Origin of the sequence: Parapusillimonas sp. JC17, assembly GCF_052180245.1 — a bacterium.
In the GTDB taxonomy this organism is placed as follows: Bacteria; Pseudomonadota; Gammaproteobacteria; order Burkholderiales; family Burkholderiaceae_B; genus Parapusillimonas.
The window spans coordinates 2,745,290-2,762,369 of sequence record NZ_CP197474.1; the positions used below are offsets into that span (position 1 = coordinate 2,745,290).

Below are 17,080 nucleotides of genomic sequence, written 5' to 3' on the forward strand. Positions count from 1 at the left end.
TGGGATGGTCACATTCCAGGGGGGAAATTGAAACAAATTCGAGAATAATTCTCAATTCAATTAAAATCCGTTACCGGCCGCTTCGGTCCATCAGGTTCTGGAGCGTCAGCATTTGCCCCACAACCGACTACGGAGAAAAACAACATGCGAGAAACGACCTATCCAACTTATGCTTGGGCGGTCTTGGCGATAACAAGCGGAATCATGCTGGCGGCACCAGGCCATGCGCAAGAGACCAACGCCGCATCGACATCGGGAACGGATGCCTCTTCCATCCAGACCCTGAACACCGTGACCGTCGTCGGAACCGTCGGCGATCTGCAAAGCCTCGACTTCTACGCTCCGAACTCCAGCGCAGTGCTGAATCGCAAAGACATCGAGGACCAAGGCGCTCGCAAGCTGGACCAAGCCCTGCATTACCAGGCCGGCATCCTCAGCGAACCGTTCGGCGCGGACAACAAGGTGGAATGGTTCAAGATCCGTGGTTTCGACGCTTCCATCTCGCTGGACGGCACGCCCACTACCCCGAACGGATATTTTGTCTGGAAGCCCGAGCTCTTCGGGGTCGAATCCGTAGAAGTGCTCAAGGGACCGAACTCGCTGATTTTCGGCGCATCAGAAGCCGGCGGCGTGGTCAACCTGGTGACCAAACGGCCCCACAAAGAAGAAGCCCTGCTGATGAACGCGGAGTTGGGCTATCGCAAGCGCATGGGGCTGGGCATCGACTACAACGGCATCGCCAATGACGACGGCACCGTCTACTACCGCATCGTCGCCCAGGCGCGCCGCGAGGACGGCATGCAGCGGCATACGGACATGAAGAGCTATTACCTGGCCCCCAGCGTGACCTTCGATATCGGCGACCGTACATCGCTGACGCTGCTGACCAGCATCCAGCACGAAGACGGCCGCCCCACCAACGGCTTTCTGCCTGCTTACGGCACCATCATCGGCACGCCCTACGGCATGATCGATCGCCGCCTGAATGCCGGCGAGCCCGATTTCGACCGACTCAAGCGCACGCAGGTCAGTGCCGGGTGGTTGTTGAGCCATGAGATCTCCGACGACTGGACCTTCACGCAGAACTATAAGTTCTCGCGCCTGAGCGTCGATCAGAAGAACGTGTTCGCCTATGGCTCGGACGGCAACCGCGAGCTCCTGCGCGGCTATACCTTCACGGATGGCAGCACTCGGAACCACTATATCGACAATCGGGTCAGCGGCAAGCTGCGCCTGAGCGACAACATCGAGCTGCTGCACACCGCCGGCTTCGACTATCTGAAATCGGACACGTCCGGCCAGAACAACGGCTTTGGCCTCGCCCCGAATCTGGACATGTTCGCGCCCGTATACGGCGCGCCGTTCACAGTGAACGCCACGCCTTACGATCTGCACTCCAAGCAATTGGGCGTCTATGCCTCCGCCCAATTGCGGGTGGGCAAGAACTGGAACTTCAATGCCGGCATTCGCCACGATCGCGCCAAGAGTCACGGCAACATCAGCGGTGCCGATACCAGCTACGACGTGAGCCGCAACAGCGTCAACGTTGGCGCCATGTACATCAGCGACTATGGCGTCTCGCCCTACATCAGCTATTCGGAATCGTTCAAGCCCGTCGCCGGCGTCGACGGCTATGGCAACACCTACCAGCCCTATGAGGCAAAGCAGACGGAAGTCGGCCTGAAGCTCGAGCCCTCGTGGCTGGACGGTACCCTGACACTTGCCTATTTCGATATCGAGGAAAAGAACGCGCTGATTTCGGACGCGTCCAATATCCAGTCGCAAAGCGGCAAGCGGACCAACAAGGGCGTGGAGTTACAAGGCGATTTCAACATCACGCCAAACACAGCGGTGAAGGCCTCGTACACCCACAATCATTCGCGCCAGGACATCACCGCGGCCCAGACCATCCGCACGCCGCTGATTCCGAAACACCAGGCCAGCCTGTGGATCAGCCATCGCTTCAACCTGCAGAACAGCAACCGGCTGACGGTGGCGGCAGGCGCGCGCTACAACGGCTCGACCGAAGACGAACGCTATTACCCCGGCGAGCGCATCGCCAGCCACACGTTGCTGGATCTGATGATGCAATACCAGTTCAACCGGGACTGGACCTTGCAACTGAATGCCCGCAACCTTACCGACAAAACCTATGTGTCTGGTTGCGATTTCTATTGCTACTACGGAGGCGGCAGGACGATCGATCTGCAACTTTCCTATCAATGGTAGCAGGCCGCGTTCCGATACATGACGGTTTCAAATGAAGCGTGCCACCGCGCACCCGATCGCTGGACTGCGCAGGGCCTCTTCACCGTTGCTTTTCTGGGCATTACCGCCGGCGTACAAATGAGCGATATGGGCCTGCAGGCCATATCGCTTTCCGCCATACAGAAGAGCTTTGGCGTCGGCGATGCCGCCCTGGGCGCGCTGCAAGGGCTGGCCGGCGTGCTGGTCGGAAGCGCGCTTGCCGTACCGCTTGCCCGTTTCGCGGACCGCTTTTCCCGCAAACGGGTGCTGCTGTGTCTCATTCTGGCTTCGACCGCCATGATGGTACTGAGCGCGCTAGCGCCCAATTTTCCGCTGTTCTTCATCGGCCGTTCGGCAGCGGGCATCACCGAGTTCGCGATGGTGCCACTGGTATATTCGATGATTCCAGACCTTGCGCCGGAACGACATCGCGTGCTGGCCAACTTGAGTTTCGCTGCGCTGGTGTCCGCAGGCGCGAGCGGGGGATTTTATTTCAGCGGCGCCCTGCTTTCGTCCGCCGCGGACTTGATTCCCTTGCCGATCGAGCCCTGGCGCAGCGCATTCCTGCTGCTTTCCCTTGCCGGCGCACCTCTGCTGGTGCTCTGCACACTGACCGCGGATCCTCCCCGGAGCATGGGAAATACAGATCTCGCGGCTGATACTTCGTTGAGACGTTTTCTTTGGGAGAGACGACAGTCCATCGGCTTGTTCGTCGGTGCGGCCGGCTGTCTGGTGATTGCCGTACAGGCGATCAGCCAGCTGATTGCGCTGGCGCTGGAACGCAGATTCCATGCCGCGCCCGGCCAGATCGGCCATGCCATGGGATTGATCGTCCTGATGACCAGCGTCGGCTGCCTGCCCATCGCCGGCCTGCTCGACCGGGCGCTCGCGCAACGCCTGGGCCAGGCGGTACGCCCACTGATCATGGGTGTCTGCGCGCTGATCGCGGCGCCGGTGGTGCTGGCGCTGGCCACGGTGGACATGCTCGAGCACGCCTTCGTCATCGTGGGCATGGCGCTGTTCGTGACCAGCACGGCCAATGCGCTGGTTCCCACCATGCTGCAGGATCTCGCCCCCGCTTTCCTCAGGGCGCGCAGCTTCGCAATATGGAGTTTTGTCGTCTCCGTGTTCGGCGCCAGCGGTCCGTTGCTGGCCGGCACGCTTTCCGACTGGGTATTCGGCGGGCAAATGACACGCGCGATTACCTTCACCGCCATCCCGGCCCTCATCGTATCGGCGCTCTGTTCCCTGCGGTCTTTTGTGCGAACAAGAGGCCAGGCACGGGGTCAGACCCCGTACGGGGTCTGACCCCTCAAACGGTGACATGGGGTCAGACCCGGTGCAGGGTCTGACCCCCCAATCGGTGGCATGGGGTCAGACCCCATGCGGGGTCTGACCCCTCAATCGAGCCGCCGCAATCCAGCATGGGGTCAGACCCCGTACGGGGTCTGACCCCCCACACAATGCAGGGCGAACGCCCATAACAATGCCGCCTGCGCGAATTCGCTGTTCTGGTCATCGCTTTCCTGATGGCCGCTGTCGGGATTCAGGCGCAGCACGGCCGGGTTGCCGCTGGTGGAATGATGCCGGATGTTCGCCACCAGCTTCGCCGGCTCCCAGTAAGGGACGCGGTCGTCCTTCAGGCCGGCGGTGCACAGTACGGGCGGATAAGCGGCCCGTCCCACATTTTCGTAAGGCGAAAGAGCCGCCATGTGGTCGTACGCATGCGGGTCCGAAAGCGGATCGCCCCAGTCAGGGCGCAGCAGCGGCACCAAGGGGTGATCCGCGTCGCTCATGGTGTTGAGCATGTCGACGAAAGGTACTTGCGCGATTACGCCCGCCCACAATGTGGGGTCGATATTCATGGCGCCGCTGACGAGCAGCCCGCCGGCCGACACGCCATGGGCCACGATCTTTCCGGGCGCCGCGTAGCCGCTGTCCTGCAAGTACCGCGCGCAGGCGATGAAATCGGTCATTGAATTCCGTTTCTTCTCTCTGCATCCGTCCTGATACCAACGCCGGCCTTTCTCCGATCCGCCTCGCACGTGCGCAATGGCATAGCGGAAACCGGCATCCACCAGCGCGGTGGCTGCTAGGGAAAAGCGAGGCTCGCAGGCTATGCCATAGGCGCCATATCCCGTCAGCAGCAGGGGCAGCGGTGCGTCCGCCCGTACGTCCTTGCGGGACAGCATCGTGATGGGCACGGTTTCGCCGTCGGGCGCCGTGGCATGCAGGCGTTCAACTTGGTAAGCCCCGGGGTCAAAACCGCTCAGGCGTTCCTGCCCCGCCACGGTGCAAGAGCCGTTGGCGAAGTCGATGTCCAGCCAGCGCGGCGGGCTGGCAGGGGCCTGATGCACAATACGCAGCCGCCGGGCATCATACGGTTGCGAGGGCGCAAGATCGATGACATAGGCCGGCTCATCGAAGCCGACGAACGTTTCGCTGCCGTCGGGACGCATCAGCACCAGACGATGCAGGCCGTCCGCCCGCTCGAGCCGCACCAGCATATCGGCAAAAGGCAGGATGGCAACGATGGGCGTGTTGGCGCGATGCGGTACGCGCACGCGCCGGACGGCAAAGCTCGCAGGGTCGATATCAAGCAGCTTGCGGTCCGTGGCGTCGTCGGCATCCGTCAGCATCAGCAGCGTATCGTTCCATTCGTTTATCTCGTAGCGGACGCCGCGCCGGCGCGGCCGCACGAGCCGCAGCGGAGCGGTCTCTGCTTCGGCCGCGATCAAATGGACCTCGCTTGTATCGGGACCGGCCAGCGTCAGCGCGACAAAGCCATTGGCGGCCGTACGGGCCACTTGCATGAAAATGGCCGGATCATGCTCCTCGTAGACCAGCACCGCTACGCCGCCTTCGACCGGTGAGCGGTACAGGCGTGTCGGCCGGCTGTGCGCGTCGCGCCATATCCAGAACAGATAGCGGGACGATGGCGAAAAGGTGAAACCGCCGTAGCCAAAGGCATCGGCCTGAACCACGGTGCGGACGACGCCGCTGGTCATGTCAAGGACACAAATGCGGTGACGATCATCTCCGATCACGTCTTCCGCCCATGCAAAGTAGCGATCATCGAGGCTGGGCTGGTGGTCGGTGGCGCGATAGTAGGCATGGCCGTCCGCACGCGCGCCTTCATCGAACAGCAATTGCGTGTCCCCGCCCGGATCTACGCGGGAAAAAATCCGATGTGCCCGGCCAGCGGGCAGCTTGAAATCGTAGCGCCAGCCCTTGGATGATGCAGGCAGCGGTTCGCTGATCTCGGGGGCCCGCTGCGCCATGTGCTCGTAGAACCGCTCCGCGTCGGCCTTCAGCGGAAGTAAAACGTCCTGCGCATACGCCATCTCGGCCTCCAGATGCTCACGCAAAGGCGGCGGCAGCGATTCCAAAGTGCGCGACCCGGATGGCGGGATATATTTCATCCAGGCATAGGAATCGACACGCACGCGCCCAAGCTGCCGGATCTCATGATCCAGGCGCCGTGCAACAGGAGGGGAGACTTCAGGCCAGGGGGCAGCGGATGCGGACAATGGGGCTAAGGACATGGAGAGGAAGAAACAAGTTGGCGATCTTTGATACTGTAGCGCAGCCTGGGGTCAGACCCCATGCGGGGTCTGACCCCGTCATGGCGGCGAGCGTTGGGGTCGGACCCCGCATGGGGTCTGACCCCTCCTCTGGCGCAAACTGATGGACGTTGGGGTCAGACCCCGTACGGGGTCTGACCCCTCTGGCGCGAACTGGCGCATTTCATCGTTTATATACATAATCTAATTCGATCGTCATTGCATGACCCGTGATCCGACCACTGCCGCCTGTCGAGGGCCGGGAAGACCCATTTGCACAAAGCACGCTACTGGTTGCTTCTGAAGATAGCTGAAAGGCCGAAGGTTTTCATATATGGGGCCGGGATACTGACTGCCGTCTCGCTCGCGCTGGTCGCGGTGATCATCACGGCATGGCTGGACAAAAACCAGGTCGCTCAACGGCATGGCGACGCGATGCGCATCTTCCAGGCGATCAGTGCTGAAAGCAGCGAACTGCTTGACCACCTCACCACGCACGACAAGCTGGATTGCAGCGACGAAGACCTGTTGCATCTCAATACCCATCTTTTGCTGGCCCGCTACATACGCGAGATCGGCCTGCTGGATGCAGACCGACGGCTTATTTGTTCGACCGCCCTGGGCCGTCTTGCGATCCCGATCAAGGGCGACTATCCCGTCCATGTCTCGCGCACCGGCCTGGAACTGTTGAACGGCGTGCCCCTGACGATGGCCGACAAGATGTTCGCGGCCGTCATCATACAGCGTCCGCCCTTCAATGTGGTCATCAGTCCCTACGCCACCGGCGGCATCTACGCCAGCGCCGATGCCGCCTGGCTGCGCACCGCGGACGGCCTGGCCTTGCTCAGCGCAGCCGTCGATCCCGAAACACTCGCAGGCATGCATGAGCGCGCGGGCCGGCTGGAGCATTCCGATTTCGAGCTGCGCGGACTGGGCTACGAGCTGTCCACCGCCACGCCCGGCCTCGACATGGTATTGCAGACACAGCGCAGCCTGGTGACGATAGCCAGGCAGAACGGCATGCTGCTTCCCGCGCTGCTTGCCGCCTCGCTGCTGATCACGGCCCTGGCCGTCGGCACGATCGCCCCTTATGTGACGAAGCTCCGCGATCTGCGCAACCGCATCGGTTTCCTGTGCAATGAAGCCCATCTGTCGCTGGTCTATCAGCCCGTGTTCGACTTGAAGACTTTGCGTCCCGTCGGCTGCGAGGTATTGGCGCGGATGAAGGAAGGCAAGCAGCTGTGGATGCCCGACAAGATGATCCCGGCCATCCTTGGCGCCGGACTGGAATATCGGCTCGATCACGCCGTCACGAGAAAGGCGATCCGTGAGCTGGCGGCATATCTTCCCGCTTGGGACGGCCGGTTCAGTGTCGCCCTGAACTATTTTCCAGAGAGCGTGCGTCCGGACGAACTGATTCCCGTCCTGACGAATGCGTTGCGGGCCGCCGGAAGACCCGACCTGGAGATCTGTATCGAGATCACCGAACACAGCCTGTCCAGTCAACTGATTTCCGAAGTTCGGCGGCTCAAGGAGCAAGGCTTTCTCATCGCCGTGGACGACTTCGGCACGGGATATTCCAATCTGCAGTCCGTCACCAAGCTGTCCCCCGACCTGCTGAAGATAGACCGCTCGTTCATCTACGAACTCGAAGACGCCACGGTACGCTCCAATCTCATCCCCGAGATCATCAACATTGCTCGCGCCATCGACGCTCAAACGGTTGCCGAGGGCATCGAAACCGCGGAACAAGCGCGGCTCCTGGCAGCGGCGGGCGTATGCTACGGACAAGGCTATGCGCTGGCCCGTCCCATGGAGGTCGCGCAATTTGCCGCCTTCATCGCCAAGTTCAGGTAGACGCCGCGCCACCTTGTCTTTATCGCCGCCTTGCGCAACACTGTCGCTTCGATCAACCCATAACCAAGAATCGCAATAAAACAAGGAGACTTTCACGATGAATCTTCCATCGGCAACCGCAACCTTCCGCCGTGCCTTCGCAGCCGGCGCCGCCCTGGCCGCCTTGCTGGCCGCACCGGCAACGACCGCTTTCGCTGCGGATGCAGCGTGGCCCGAGCGGCCGGTGCGCATCATCATCCCTTACGCGGCGGGCGGGGTAAGCGACGTCATCGGGCGCGCTATTTCGGAAAAGCTGGGCGAACGCCTGAAAGCGACTTTCGTCGTCGAAAACAAAGGCGGAGCCGGCGGCACCATCGGCATGGCCGATCTGGCCAAGGCCAAGCCCGATGGCTATACCTTGTCCTTCTCCGCCGTCAGCCCTCTTTCACTGTCTCCCATCTTCAATCCGGTTCAATACGATCCGCAGAAAGACCTGCTTCCCGTCGCACGCGTCATGGTGTCGCCCGTCGTACTGCTAGGAACCAAGTCATTCAAAGGCTCGAATGTCGACGACCTTCTGAAAGCCGCCAAGAGCGAGCCCGGAAGCTTGCGTTGGGCCACGTCCGGCTCCGGTTCGCTGGGGCATTTGATGATGGAGCAGTTCCAGAAACTGGGCGGCGTCCAGCTTACCCATATTCCGTACAAGGGTAGCGGGCAACAAATCAACGATGCCTTGGGTGCCCAATTCGAAGTGGCTTCCATGAACGTCAGCCCTTCCGTGACCTCGCATATCCAGGAAGGCGCGCTTCGGCCGCTGGCCATCGCCGCGCCGGCCCGTGTCGCCTTCCTGCCCGATGTACCCACCTTCACCGAGCTCGGCTACGGCAAGGCAAACATGATGTCGGTTTTCGGCTTTTTCGCGCCGGCCGGCCTGTCGCAGGACATCCTGCAGCGGCTTAATAAAGAAATCAACGCCGTCGTGAACAGCCCCGAGATTCAGAAACTGATGTCCGACAGCAGCAATATCGCGGCGCCGGGTACGCCTGAAGATTTCGCCAAGCAGATCGCCGATGAGTTTGAAGCGAATCATGCCCTGGTCGAATCCGCGGGCCTGAAGAAGCAATAGGCCAAGCCGTGGCCATGGGCCGCCACCGTGACGGCGGCGGTTCAATGGCGGGACTCGGTGGAAAACAGATGCTCGAAATCCTCAAGAGGCATGGGCGCCCCGAACAGATAGCCTTGATAGCTATGGCAGCCGTGCTTTTCAAGGAATTGTCGCTGCGATTCTGTTTCCACCCCTTCCGCGACGACTGAAATGCCCAGGCTGCCCGCCAGAACAATGGTCATCTTGGCGATCTCCGCATCGTTCGGATCGATCAGAATATCGCGCACGAATCCCTGGTCGATTTTCAGCTGATCCAGCGGGAGCCGCTTCAGGTATGCGAGAGACGAATAGCCCGTGCCGAAATCGTCCAGTGAAAAACAAACGCCCCTGGCCTTCAGAACGTCCATTTTTGCGATCACGCTCTCGACCTCGGTCACCAGCGAACTCTCGGTAAGCTCGAGATTAAGGCGATGCGGATCGGCGCCCGTGTTGTCGAGGATGCGCAATACGTCTGAAACGAAAGTATCCTGCCGGATCTGGTTGGCGCTGACATTCACGCACAAAGCCAGCTGCGACATCTGCGGATCCTGTTTCCAGATCGCCAACTGGGCACATGCCTGTTCCAGCACCCATCGGCTTAAAGGGATGATCAAGCCGGTCTCCTCGGCCAGCGGAATAAACCGAGCCGGCGAAATCATGCCCTTCTCGGGATGATGCCAACGCAATAGCACTTCGGCGCCGGTGATCCGCCGGGTGCCGGTGACCTGCGGCTGGAAGAAAAGCGAAAACTGCGATTTCTCCATTGCCAGGCGCAGGCCTCCTTCGAGTTCGACGCGCGCCTTCACCTGGGCCTGCATGTGGGGATCGAAGAACTGCACCTTGTTCCGGCCCGACGCCTTGGCCTGATGGACGGCCAGGTCCGCCCTTTTCAGAGGCTCCTCTATGCTTTCCGGATGGCCGCCGAACAGCGTGATCCCGATGGAGGCCGAACCGCGGTATTCCATGCTGCCGAGCGCATAAGGCTTGCTGAGCGCCTCGGCCATCTCTGCCGCCACGGTCCGCGCCTGGGTGGCCGCTTCGATTCCCTGTTCGCTCAGCCCGTCCAGTATCACCACGAATTCGTCGCCGGCCAGCCTTGCCACGGTGTCTCCTTGGCCAACGCACGCCAAGAGCCGCTCGGCGGCATGTTCCAGGAGCCGATCGCCCTCTTGATGGCCCGCGGTATCGTTGACGGCTTTGAAATTGTCCAGGTCGACAAACAGCAGCGCCCCCTTGCTCTTGTGGCGCTCCGACGCCCGCAGCGCATGATCGAGCCGTTCCATCAGCAGACGCCGATTCGGCAGCTTGGTAAGCGGATCGTAATACGCCAGTGTCCTGGCTCTCTCTTCCGATACCTTGCGCGCGGTGATGTCCATCAGGGTGGCAACGTAATGGGTAATTTTTCCTTTGTTGTCCTTCACGGCCCCGATGGACAACTGCTGCGGGTAGATCTCGCCATTCTTGCGCTTGTTCCAGACCTCGCCATGCCAGGCTCCCCGCTGGATGATGTCGGACCACATCCGGAAATAAAAATCCGCATCGTGCCTGCCCGAACTCAGAAGACTGGGAGTGAGGCCGACGACCTCGTCGGACGAATATCCGGTAATCTCCGAAAACGCCTTGTTGACCTGCAGAATCACCTTGTCGGCATCGGTGATGAGCATCCCGAACTGCGACTCGAAAGCGGTGGCGGTGATGCGCAGGGTATCCTCGGTCTTCTTCCGCTCGGTAATATCGCGGGCGGAACTGAAAATCACCTGCTGCCCTTCCAGGTCGACGATGCTGGATGTGATTTCTACCGGATAGATATGGCCGTCCTTGCGCCGAAAGGTGGTCTCTATGGAGGAGACGTCCTTGGTGCCCAGCAGGCGATCGACGATATTGCGTGCATCATAAGCCGACGTGGTGTGGCTCCAGCAAGAGGCATGCATGCCGGCGATCTCGTCGGCCTCGTAGCCCAGCATCTTGCGGAAGGCGTCATTGGCTTCCAGAAGATGGCCTTCGAGATCCAGGATATGAATGCCATCGCTGGCGTGCTGGAGTAGAGTCTGGCTACGCAGCGTAGCGCCTTCCCTGGAGCTGATCAGCCGCCACAGCACCCAGGAAAAAACGAGCGAAAAGCAAAGAAACAGGCCCGCCAGAATGAACGCCTTTTTGACGTCGTCATGCCATTGAAGCAAATAATCGCTTTCGCCCAGGCCGACCACAACGAACGCGGGCATTGCCGAAAGCCGCCGATAGGCATCGGTGCGTGTAATGCCGTCCGCCGTCTTCTCGCTGTAGAACGTGCCCGACGCCGCACCCGATCGCAGCAGCTGTGCGAGCTCTATGGATCCGCCCACCGCGCCGACCTGGCCCGCGCGCGACGACACCGGCGGATGCCTTGCGATCAAGGCCATGTCCAGGTCGCGCATCAATGCAATGCCATGCGGCCCCAGATCGAGGCCGGAAAGCAAGCCCTGGAAGTAGCTTGCCGGCACAGCCGCCGCAACCACGCCGGCAAAGCTGCCATCGGGATGATTGTAGCGGCGTGAAAATATATGCACCCATGCATTGGTGTCGCGCCCTTGCAGCAGGCGGCTCGCCTGTGTGCCGGCCTGAGGATTGGTTTCATGTCGTTTGAAGAACTCGCGATCGCCGTAATTGGACGTGGCGTCGCGCAAGGCCGCTCGCCCGAATCGTACGGCACCTGATGCGTCCATGACCCGCAAATCGACGACCTCTGACACCAGGTTGCCGTTGGCGCGCAACAGCTGATTCAGCGCTGATTCGTCCAGCGCACCCGATGTTCTCAGTTCCCGCTCGAGGTAGACCTGTATTTCTCTTAGATAGAAATCGACCTGGTTCACCGCGCCCATGACGTTCTGATCGAGCAGCAGCGCAAGGTTCTCCACCGTGGTGCGGACTTCGGCTTCTTTACGCTCGCGTGCGGTATCCAGGGCAAGCGCGAGCAGGCCGATCATGAATATATTCACGATCGCGACCGCGACGATGATCGTTGCGAAAACTGATTTGCTTGCTGTCTTCATGTTGGCCAGTTCTGCGGCGTGATGCCCTACCGCTTGCGGACAGGCGTGCTTCTCATGGGCTTGCTGACTGCATCATAACCAATCCGACGACATGGCGCCTGGCAGGCGCCCGCCCTGCTGCAGTAGAATGTCGGAGCATGAAAACCAAGGCAATCAACGACGAAAGGCATGCAATGCAAGAGCCGGCCCCAAGCCCGCGCACGTCAGCAGTCAAGCTGGAGACCATCAAGCTTTTTCTGATCGGCTATCTTTTGACGGCGCTTGCGTTCACCGCGATCGTGCAGGCATTGACGTTTTTCCAGGCCGAACGCGAGCTCCAGGAACTGAAAATACAGGAACAGGCGAAGGTTGCGAAAACGGCAAGCATCCTGGGCTACCGATTCGACATGATCGCATCCGATCTGCTCACACTGGCCAATGTTCCCACCATGCGCGCATTGGCCGCCGACCCCAGCGACCTGGCGATAGAGCGGTCCGCCAACCTGTTCAGCACGATTTCCCGCGAGAAGGGAATCTATCACAAGATCAGCTACCTGGACGCCTCCGGCATGGAAGTCATCCGAGTGGATCAGCGCGGCGGGCTTCCCGTGGAAGTTCCGGCCGATGTCCTGCAAAACAAAAGCGATCAGTATTTCGTGTCCGCCACCTTGCGCCAGGAACGCGGGGACGTCTACGTGTCGCCGCTGGATCTGAATATGGAAAACGGACAGGTCGAGCGGCCCTACAACCCCACGATCCGCTTCGGTACCCCGCTGTTCACGCCCGGCGGCGAGCGGCGTGGCATCATGATGCTCAATCTGTATGGGCAAACCATGATAGACCGGTTCCGCCAGTTGATGAAGGACGACTACTCGCAAGCCATGCTGCTCAGCTCAGACGGCAATTGGCTGGCCTCGCCCGATCCGGCTCATTCCTGGGAATTCATGCTGAAGAACCCGGCTGCATTTGCTCACCGCCACCCGGCAGCCTGGCAAGCCTTCAATGCCGGGGAAACCGGCCACTGGATGGACAAAGAGGCAGGACTTTTCACTTATGGCACGATGCGTCTGACACACAAGGACGAGCTCCATGCCCCGGGCACCGGCATTTCCAAGAGTGAATACTTCTGGAAGGTGGTGTCGCTGGTTCCGCTTGCCGCAATACCCTCAGCCAGCATCGTCGCAGATGAACTCACCAGAACGATATATATCGCCGGCCTCGCGTTCTTGATGCTGCTTGCCGCGTATGTCTCTCAAACAGTAGTAAACCAACGGCATCTGCGCCGCGCCATCGAGCGCTACAACCGGCGGCACCAGGAAATTACGCAGTATCTGGGAGAAGGCCTGGTCGTGCTCGATAGACAGGCTCGCGTGGTGGAAGCCAACCCCGAAGCCGAGCGGCTGCTGGGCTGGCGCCGGCAAGAGATGCTGGGCCAGAGCGCCGGCACGATTTTTCGTCCGCCCGGCGCAGGCGCGCCACCGGCCCTCTCGGATTCGCATCCCATCCAGGCCGCGGCCAGCACCGGGAAACGCTACCGCAACGAAGACGAAACCTTCTACCGCAAAGACGGGACGGCCTTTCCTGTCGGCGTGACCGCTGCGCCCCTTACCAGCGACGACGAGCTGATGGGGGCGGTCGTTTCGTTTCGCGACATGACGGACATCAAGGCCTATCAAGAAGAGATCCGTCGCCTGGCCTACCATGATCCCCTCACGGATCTGCCGAACCGCCGCCTGTTGATGGAGCGTCTTGGCCAAGCGATGAAAGAGGCCGGACGCAATCAGTACAAAGTGGGCTTGATGTTCCTGGACCTGGATCACTTCAAGCATGTCAATGATGTCTACGGACATGATGGAGGCGACGAGCTCTTGAAAGGCGTTGCCCAGCGTCTACGGCAGGCAGTGCGCGCCACGGATACGGTATCCCGGCAAGGCGGCGACGAATTCGTGATTCTCCTTGCCAAGATCGACGCCGCCGAATCCGCCGGCGCCGTCGCGCGCAAGATACTGGAAAGCCTGCAAGCGCCATTGCCCGTGATGGGCCAGCTCCTGACGGTGCAGGTAAGCATCGGCATCGCGCTGTTTCCCGATCATAGCGATGACATCGATACCTTGATGACGCTCGCCGACGCGGCGATGTACGAGGCGAAACAGGCTGGACGCAATCGTTATTGCCTCAAGGGAACCGCCCCCAGGACGCTTTGACGTTCCATACCCATGGCTCCCGATTGGCAATATAATGAGAACCATTTTCATTCAACAACAAGCTGGAATACTACGTGAATCTCTCTACTCGTCTGATCACACTGGGCAGCGCCCTTGTCTTTTCCGTCCCGGTCGCCGCTTTCGAACTCGCCCATAGCGAGGGTTCTCTGAAACTGGCGAATACGCCCAAGAAAATCGTCACTTTCGATCTGGCTGCGCTGGATAGCCTCAATACCTTGGGCGTCCCTGTCGCGGGCGTTCCAAAATCGGTTTACCAAGGCGATCTCGAAAAATTCAACCAGGCCCCGGTGGTCGGCACCTTGTTCGAGCCGGACTATCCTGTACTGCAAAAGCTCCAGCCCGACTTGATCATCGCCGGCGGCCGTTCGGCGAAAGCCATTCCCGAACTCCAGAAAACAGCCCCCACGGTAAGCTTTGCGAGCGACCCCTCAAACTTTCTTGGCACTTTCAAGACCTCCAACCTGGCACTGGCATCGGCATTCGACAAGAAAGCCCAGGCCGAAGCCGCCATTGCCTCGATAGAAAAGAATGTGGAAGAACTACGCCGCATCAACAAAGGCAAGAAGTCGGCCTTCCTCTTTGTCATGAAAGGCAACGTCATGGCGCATGCGCCGGGCGACCGATTCGGATACGCCTACGAACTCACCGGCACGGAATCCGTCCTGCCCGCGAAAGACCCCAACGCACCGGCGCAGCCGCGCCCGGAACCGGGTTCTCCCGAAGCCAAGGCAGCCGCCGAAAAACGGGCGCAAACCATTTCGGACATCGTCAAGGCAGATCCTGACTGGCTGATCGTGCTGGATCGCGGCGCCATCAACAATGGCGAAAAAACCGCTGCGGACACATTGGCCAAGCACTCCGAACTCAATCAGACGCGCGCCTACAAAGAAGGAAAAGTCTATTACGTGGACCCGAACGGCTGGTATGTCATGGGTGGCGGCCTCAACAATCTGAAGCACATCACCGACAGCTTGCTGACCGCCATGAAATAGCCTGCCCGCCATCAGGCAATGCGCCGTGACGGGCGCTGCTTCTTCTGTATCATAGATGCAGACCCGTCACCCGGAGCAGTATCATGGCATCCAGTCCCGACAACGTCAGCATGGCCCTGTTCTGCGACTTCGAGAACGTCGCGCTGGGCGTGCGAGACGCGCAATACGAAAAATTCGACATCAAGCCCGTTCTCGAACGGCTTCTGCTCAAAGGCAACATCGTTGTCAAGAAGGCGTATTGCGACTGGGAGCGCTACAAGGGCTTCAAGTCGTCCATGCACGAAGCCAATTTCGAGCTCATCGAAATCCCGCACTTGCGGCAGTCCGGCAAAAACTCGGCCGACATCCGTCTCGTGGTAGACGCGCTGGACCTCTGCTATACCAAATCGCACGTCAACACTTTCGTCATCATCAGCGGCGATTCCGATTTTTCGCCGCTGGTGTCCAAGCTACGCGAAAACGCAAAACAGGTCATCGGCGTCGGAGTCAAACAGTCCACGTCCGACTTGCTCGTGGCCAATTGCGACGAATTCATCTTTTACGACGACTTGGTACGGACGGCGCCAAGCAAGAGCCCGCGTCCCAGACGGCATGAGGCCCCCGCCGAAGAGGCGCCCGAAACGGCGCCCGACAACGACAGCGCCGTCCGGGCAACGGAAGATACGGCCACCCTCAAGGACGTCGCCGTCGCCATGGCCGTCGATACCTTCGATGCGCTGCTGTCGGAACGCGGCGAAAGCGGAAAGATCTGGGCCTCCACCTTGAAGCAGGCGATCAAGCGCCGCAAGCCCGATTTCAGCGAAAGCTACTACGGGTTCAAGGCGTTCGGAAACCTGCTCGAAGAAGCCCAGGCGCGCGGCCAACTGACGCTAGGCCGCGACGAAAAATCCGGCACCTATGTATTCCGCCCCGAACCCGCGGAACCGGCAGCCAAACCGCGCCGGCGCCGGCGCAATATGCGTACCCCCCGCAGGTAGGAGGGGTCAGACCCCGTACGGGGTCTGACCCCAAAGAACCTCACGACCGGTGGGCCCGGGGTCAGACCCCATGCGGGGTCTGACCCCCAAAGAGCCTCATGACTTGGCCGGGGTCAGACCCCGTACGGGGTCTGACCCCTCCTTCTTGCCGGCGCGGGCCATGTCGATGAACGACTCCAGATAATCGATATCACGGTCGGCCACGCGCGCGCCCAGGAATATTTGCTTGGCGATACCTTCAGCCCCCAGCCGAATGGCTTTCAAATCCATCTTTTCCTGGTATTCCTCGACGAGCCAGCGTGGCAGCGCCGCCACGCCGCGCCCGCTTTCGACCATCTGCAGCATGATGTCCGTGGTTTCGATTGCCTTGTGCCGTCGCGGCATGATGCCGGCCGGCATGAGGAACTGGGCATAGATATCCAGCCTGTCGGTTGCCACGGGATAGGTGATCAGGACCTGGTCGGCCAAGTGCCTGGGCTCGACATGCTCGGCCGCCGCCAGCGGATGGTTTGCCGCCGCCACCAGGACCTGCTCGTAATCGAAAACTGGTTCGTAGCGCAGCCCGCTCCGGTATAGCGGGTCAGGCGTGACCAGCAGGTCGATCTCGTAGCCGAACAGCGCCCCGATGCCGCCGAACTGGAATTTCTGCTTGACGTCTACATCGACGTCCGGCCATTTTGCAAGATAAGGCGCGACGACCTTCAGCAGCCATTGGTAGCAGGGATGGCATTCCATGCCGATCCGAAGGGTGCCCCGTTCTCCTTGCGCATACTGGCGCACTCTTCCTTCCGCATGTTCCAGCTGCGGCAATACGCGCTCGGCAACACTGAGCAGATACTCACCTGCCTGCGTCAATCTCAGCTTTCTTCCTTCGCGTATCCATATCGCCGTTCCCATCTGCTCTTCCAGCTTCTTCACGGTATGGCTCAACGCCGATTGCGTCAGACAAAGAATATCCGCAGCGGCGGTCAGCGTGCCTTGCCGACGGACTTCTCGGAGTATGGCCAGGTGGATGCGTTCGAGCATGGCTTCAATTTATGAAAAAATATAATCGATCGATGAAACAATACCATTTTATTTCATGATTT

9 protein-coding genes and 1 pseudogene are annotated in these 17,080 nt (G+C 60.3%); 7 read left to right on the forward strand and 3 right to left on the reverse strand.

What is annotated here, in order from left to right; all coding sequences use genetic code 11:
• The first annotated feature begins 144 nt into the window (after positions 1-144).
• On the forward strand, positions 145-2,229 hold the full coding sequence (locus ACSBPU_RS13290) for a TonB-dependent siderophore receptor (protein ID WP_442592563.1): 2,085 nt from the start codon (positions 145-147) through the stop codon (positions 2,227-2,229).
• Positions 2,230-2,247: 18 nt separating this feature from the next.
• Positions 2,248-3,555 (forward strand): MFS transporter, encoded by a 1,308-nt coding sequence (locus ACSBPU_RS13295; protein ID WP_442592564.1) that lies wholly within the window; start codon positions 2,248-2,250, stop codon positions 3,553-3,555.
• 122 nt (positions 3,556-3,677) lie between these two features.
• Here ACSBPU_RS13295 and ACSBPU_RS13300 read toward each other — a convergent pair whose 3' ends face one another.
• Positions 3,678-5,792 (reverse strand): S9 family peptidase, encoded by a 2,115-nt coding sequence (locus ACSBPU_RS13300; RefSeq protein WP_442592565.1) that lies wholly within the window; start codon positions 5,790-5,792, stop codon positions 3,678-3,680.
• Between the two features lie 291 nt (positions 5,793-6,083).
• On the opposite strand from ACSBPU_RS13300, the gene ACSBPU_RS13305 reads away from it, so the two are divergent.
• Complete coding sequence (locus ACSBPU_RS13305; protein WP_442592566.1) at positions 6,084-7,667, forward strand: EAL domain-containing protein; 1,584 nt, start codon at positions 6,084-6,086, stop codon at positions 7,665-7,667.
• Between the two features lie 97 nt (positions 7,668-7,764).
• On the forward strand, positions 7,765-8,772 hold the full coding sequence (locus tag ACSBPU_RS13310; protein WP_180067964.1) for a tripartite tricarboxylate transporter substrate-binding protein: 1,008 nt from the start codon (positions 7,765-7,767) through the stop codon (positions 8,770-8,772).
• A gap of 41 nt (positions 8,773-8,813) precedes the next feature.
• Here the strand turns inward: ACSBPU_RS13310 and ACSBPU_RS13315 are convergent, their stop codons facing one another.
• A complete protein-coding gene (locus ACSBPU_RS13315; protein WP_442592567.1) occupies positions 8,814-11,819 on the reverse strand; it encodes a bifunctional diguanylate cyclase/phosphodiesterase in 3,006 nt (1,001 codons plus the stop codon).
• A 137-nt stretch (positions 11,820-11,956) separates the two neighbouring features.
• On the opposite strand from ACSBPU_RS13315, the gene ACSBPU_RS13320 reads away from it, so the two are divergent.
• The 3 genes and pseudogenes from ACSBPU_RS13320 to ACSBPU_RS13330 form a co-directional block, all read left to right on the forward strand.
• Positions 11,957-14,002, forward strand: coding sequence for a diguanylate cyclase domain-containing protein (locus ACSBPU_RS13320; protein WP_442592568.1), 2,046 nt, complete (start codon positions 11,957-11,959; stop codon positions 14,000-14,002).
• Positions 14,003-14,076: 74 nt separating this feature from the next.
• Entirely contained in the window at positions 14,077-15,015 is a 939-nt protein-coding gene (locus tag ACSBPU_RS13325) for an ABC transporter substrate-binding protein (protein ID WP_442592569.1), read from the forward strand.
• A gap of 83 nt (positions 15,016-15,098) precedes the next feature.
• A pseudogene (locus ACSBPU_RS13330) lies at positions 15,099-15,923 on the forward strand (NYN domain-containing protein); the annotation flags it as partial.
• Between the two features lie 165 nt (positions 15,924-16,088).
• Here the strand turns inward: ACSBPU_RS13330 and ACSBPU_RS13335 are convergent.
• On the reverse strand, positions 16,089-17,018 hold the full coding sequence (locus tag ACSBPU_RS13335) for a LysR family transcriptional regulator (protein ID WP_442592570.1): 930 nt from the start codon (positions 17,016-17,018) through the stop codon (positions 16,089-16,091).
• Positions 17,019-17,080: the final 62 nt, after the last annotated feature.

What these genes read in the sequence shown, in the direction of transcription:
- ACSBPU_RS13290 (WP_442592563.1), top strand. Translation starts at nt 145, where the DNA reads ATGCGAGAAACGACCTATCCAACTTATGCTTGGGCGGTCTTGGCGATA.
- ACSBPU_RS13295 (WP_442592564.1), top strand. Translation starts at nt 2,248, where the DNA reads ATGACGGTTTCAAATGAAGCGTGCCACCGCGCACCCGATCGCTGGACT.
- ACSBPU_RS13300 (WP_442592565.1), bottom strand. Translation starts at nt 5,792, where the DNA reads ATGTCCTTAGCCCCATTGTCCGCATCCGCTGCCCCCTGGCCTGAAGTC.
- ACSBPU_RS13310 (WP_180067964.1), top strand. Translation starts at nt 7,765, where the DNA reads ATGAATCTTCCATCGGCAACCGCAACCTTCCGCCGTGCCTTCGCAGCC.
- ACSBPU_RS13315 (WP_442592567.1), bottom strand. Translation starts at nt 11,819, where the DNA reads ATGAAGACAGCAAGCAAATCAGTTTTCGCAACGATCATCGTCGCGGTC.
- ACSBPU_RS13320 (WP_442592568.1), top strand. Translation starts at nt 11,957, where the DNA reads ATGAAAACCAAGGCAATCAACGACGAAAGGCATGCAATGCAAGAGCCG.
- ACSBPU_RS13335 (WP_442592570.1), bottom strand. Translation starts at nt 17,018, where the DNA reads ATGCTCGAACGCATCCACCTGGCCATACTCCGAGAAGTCCGTCGGCAA.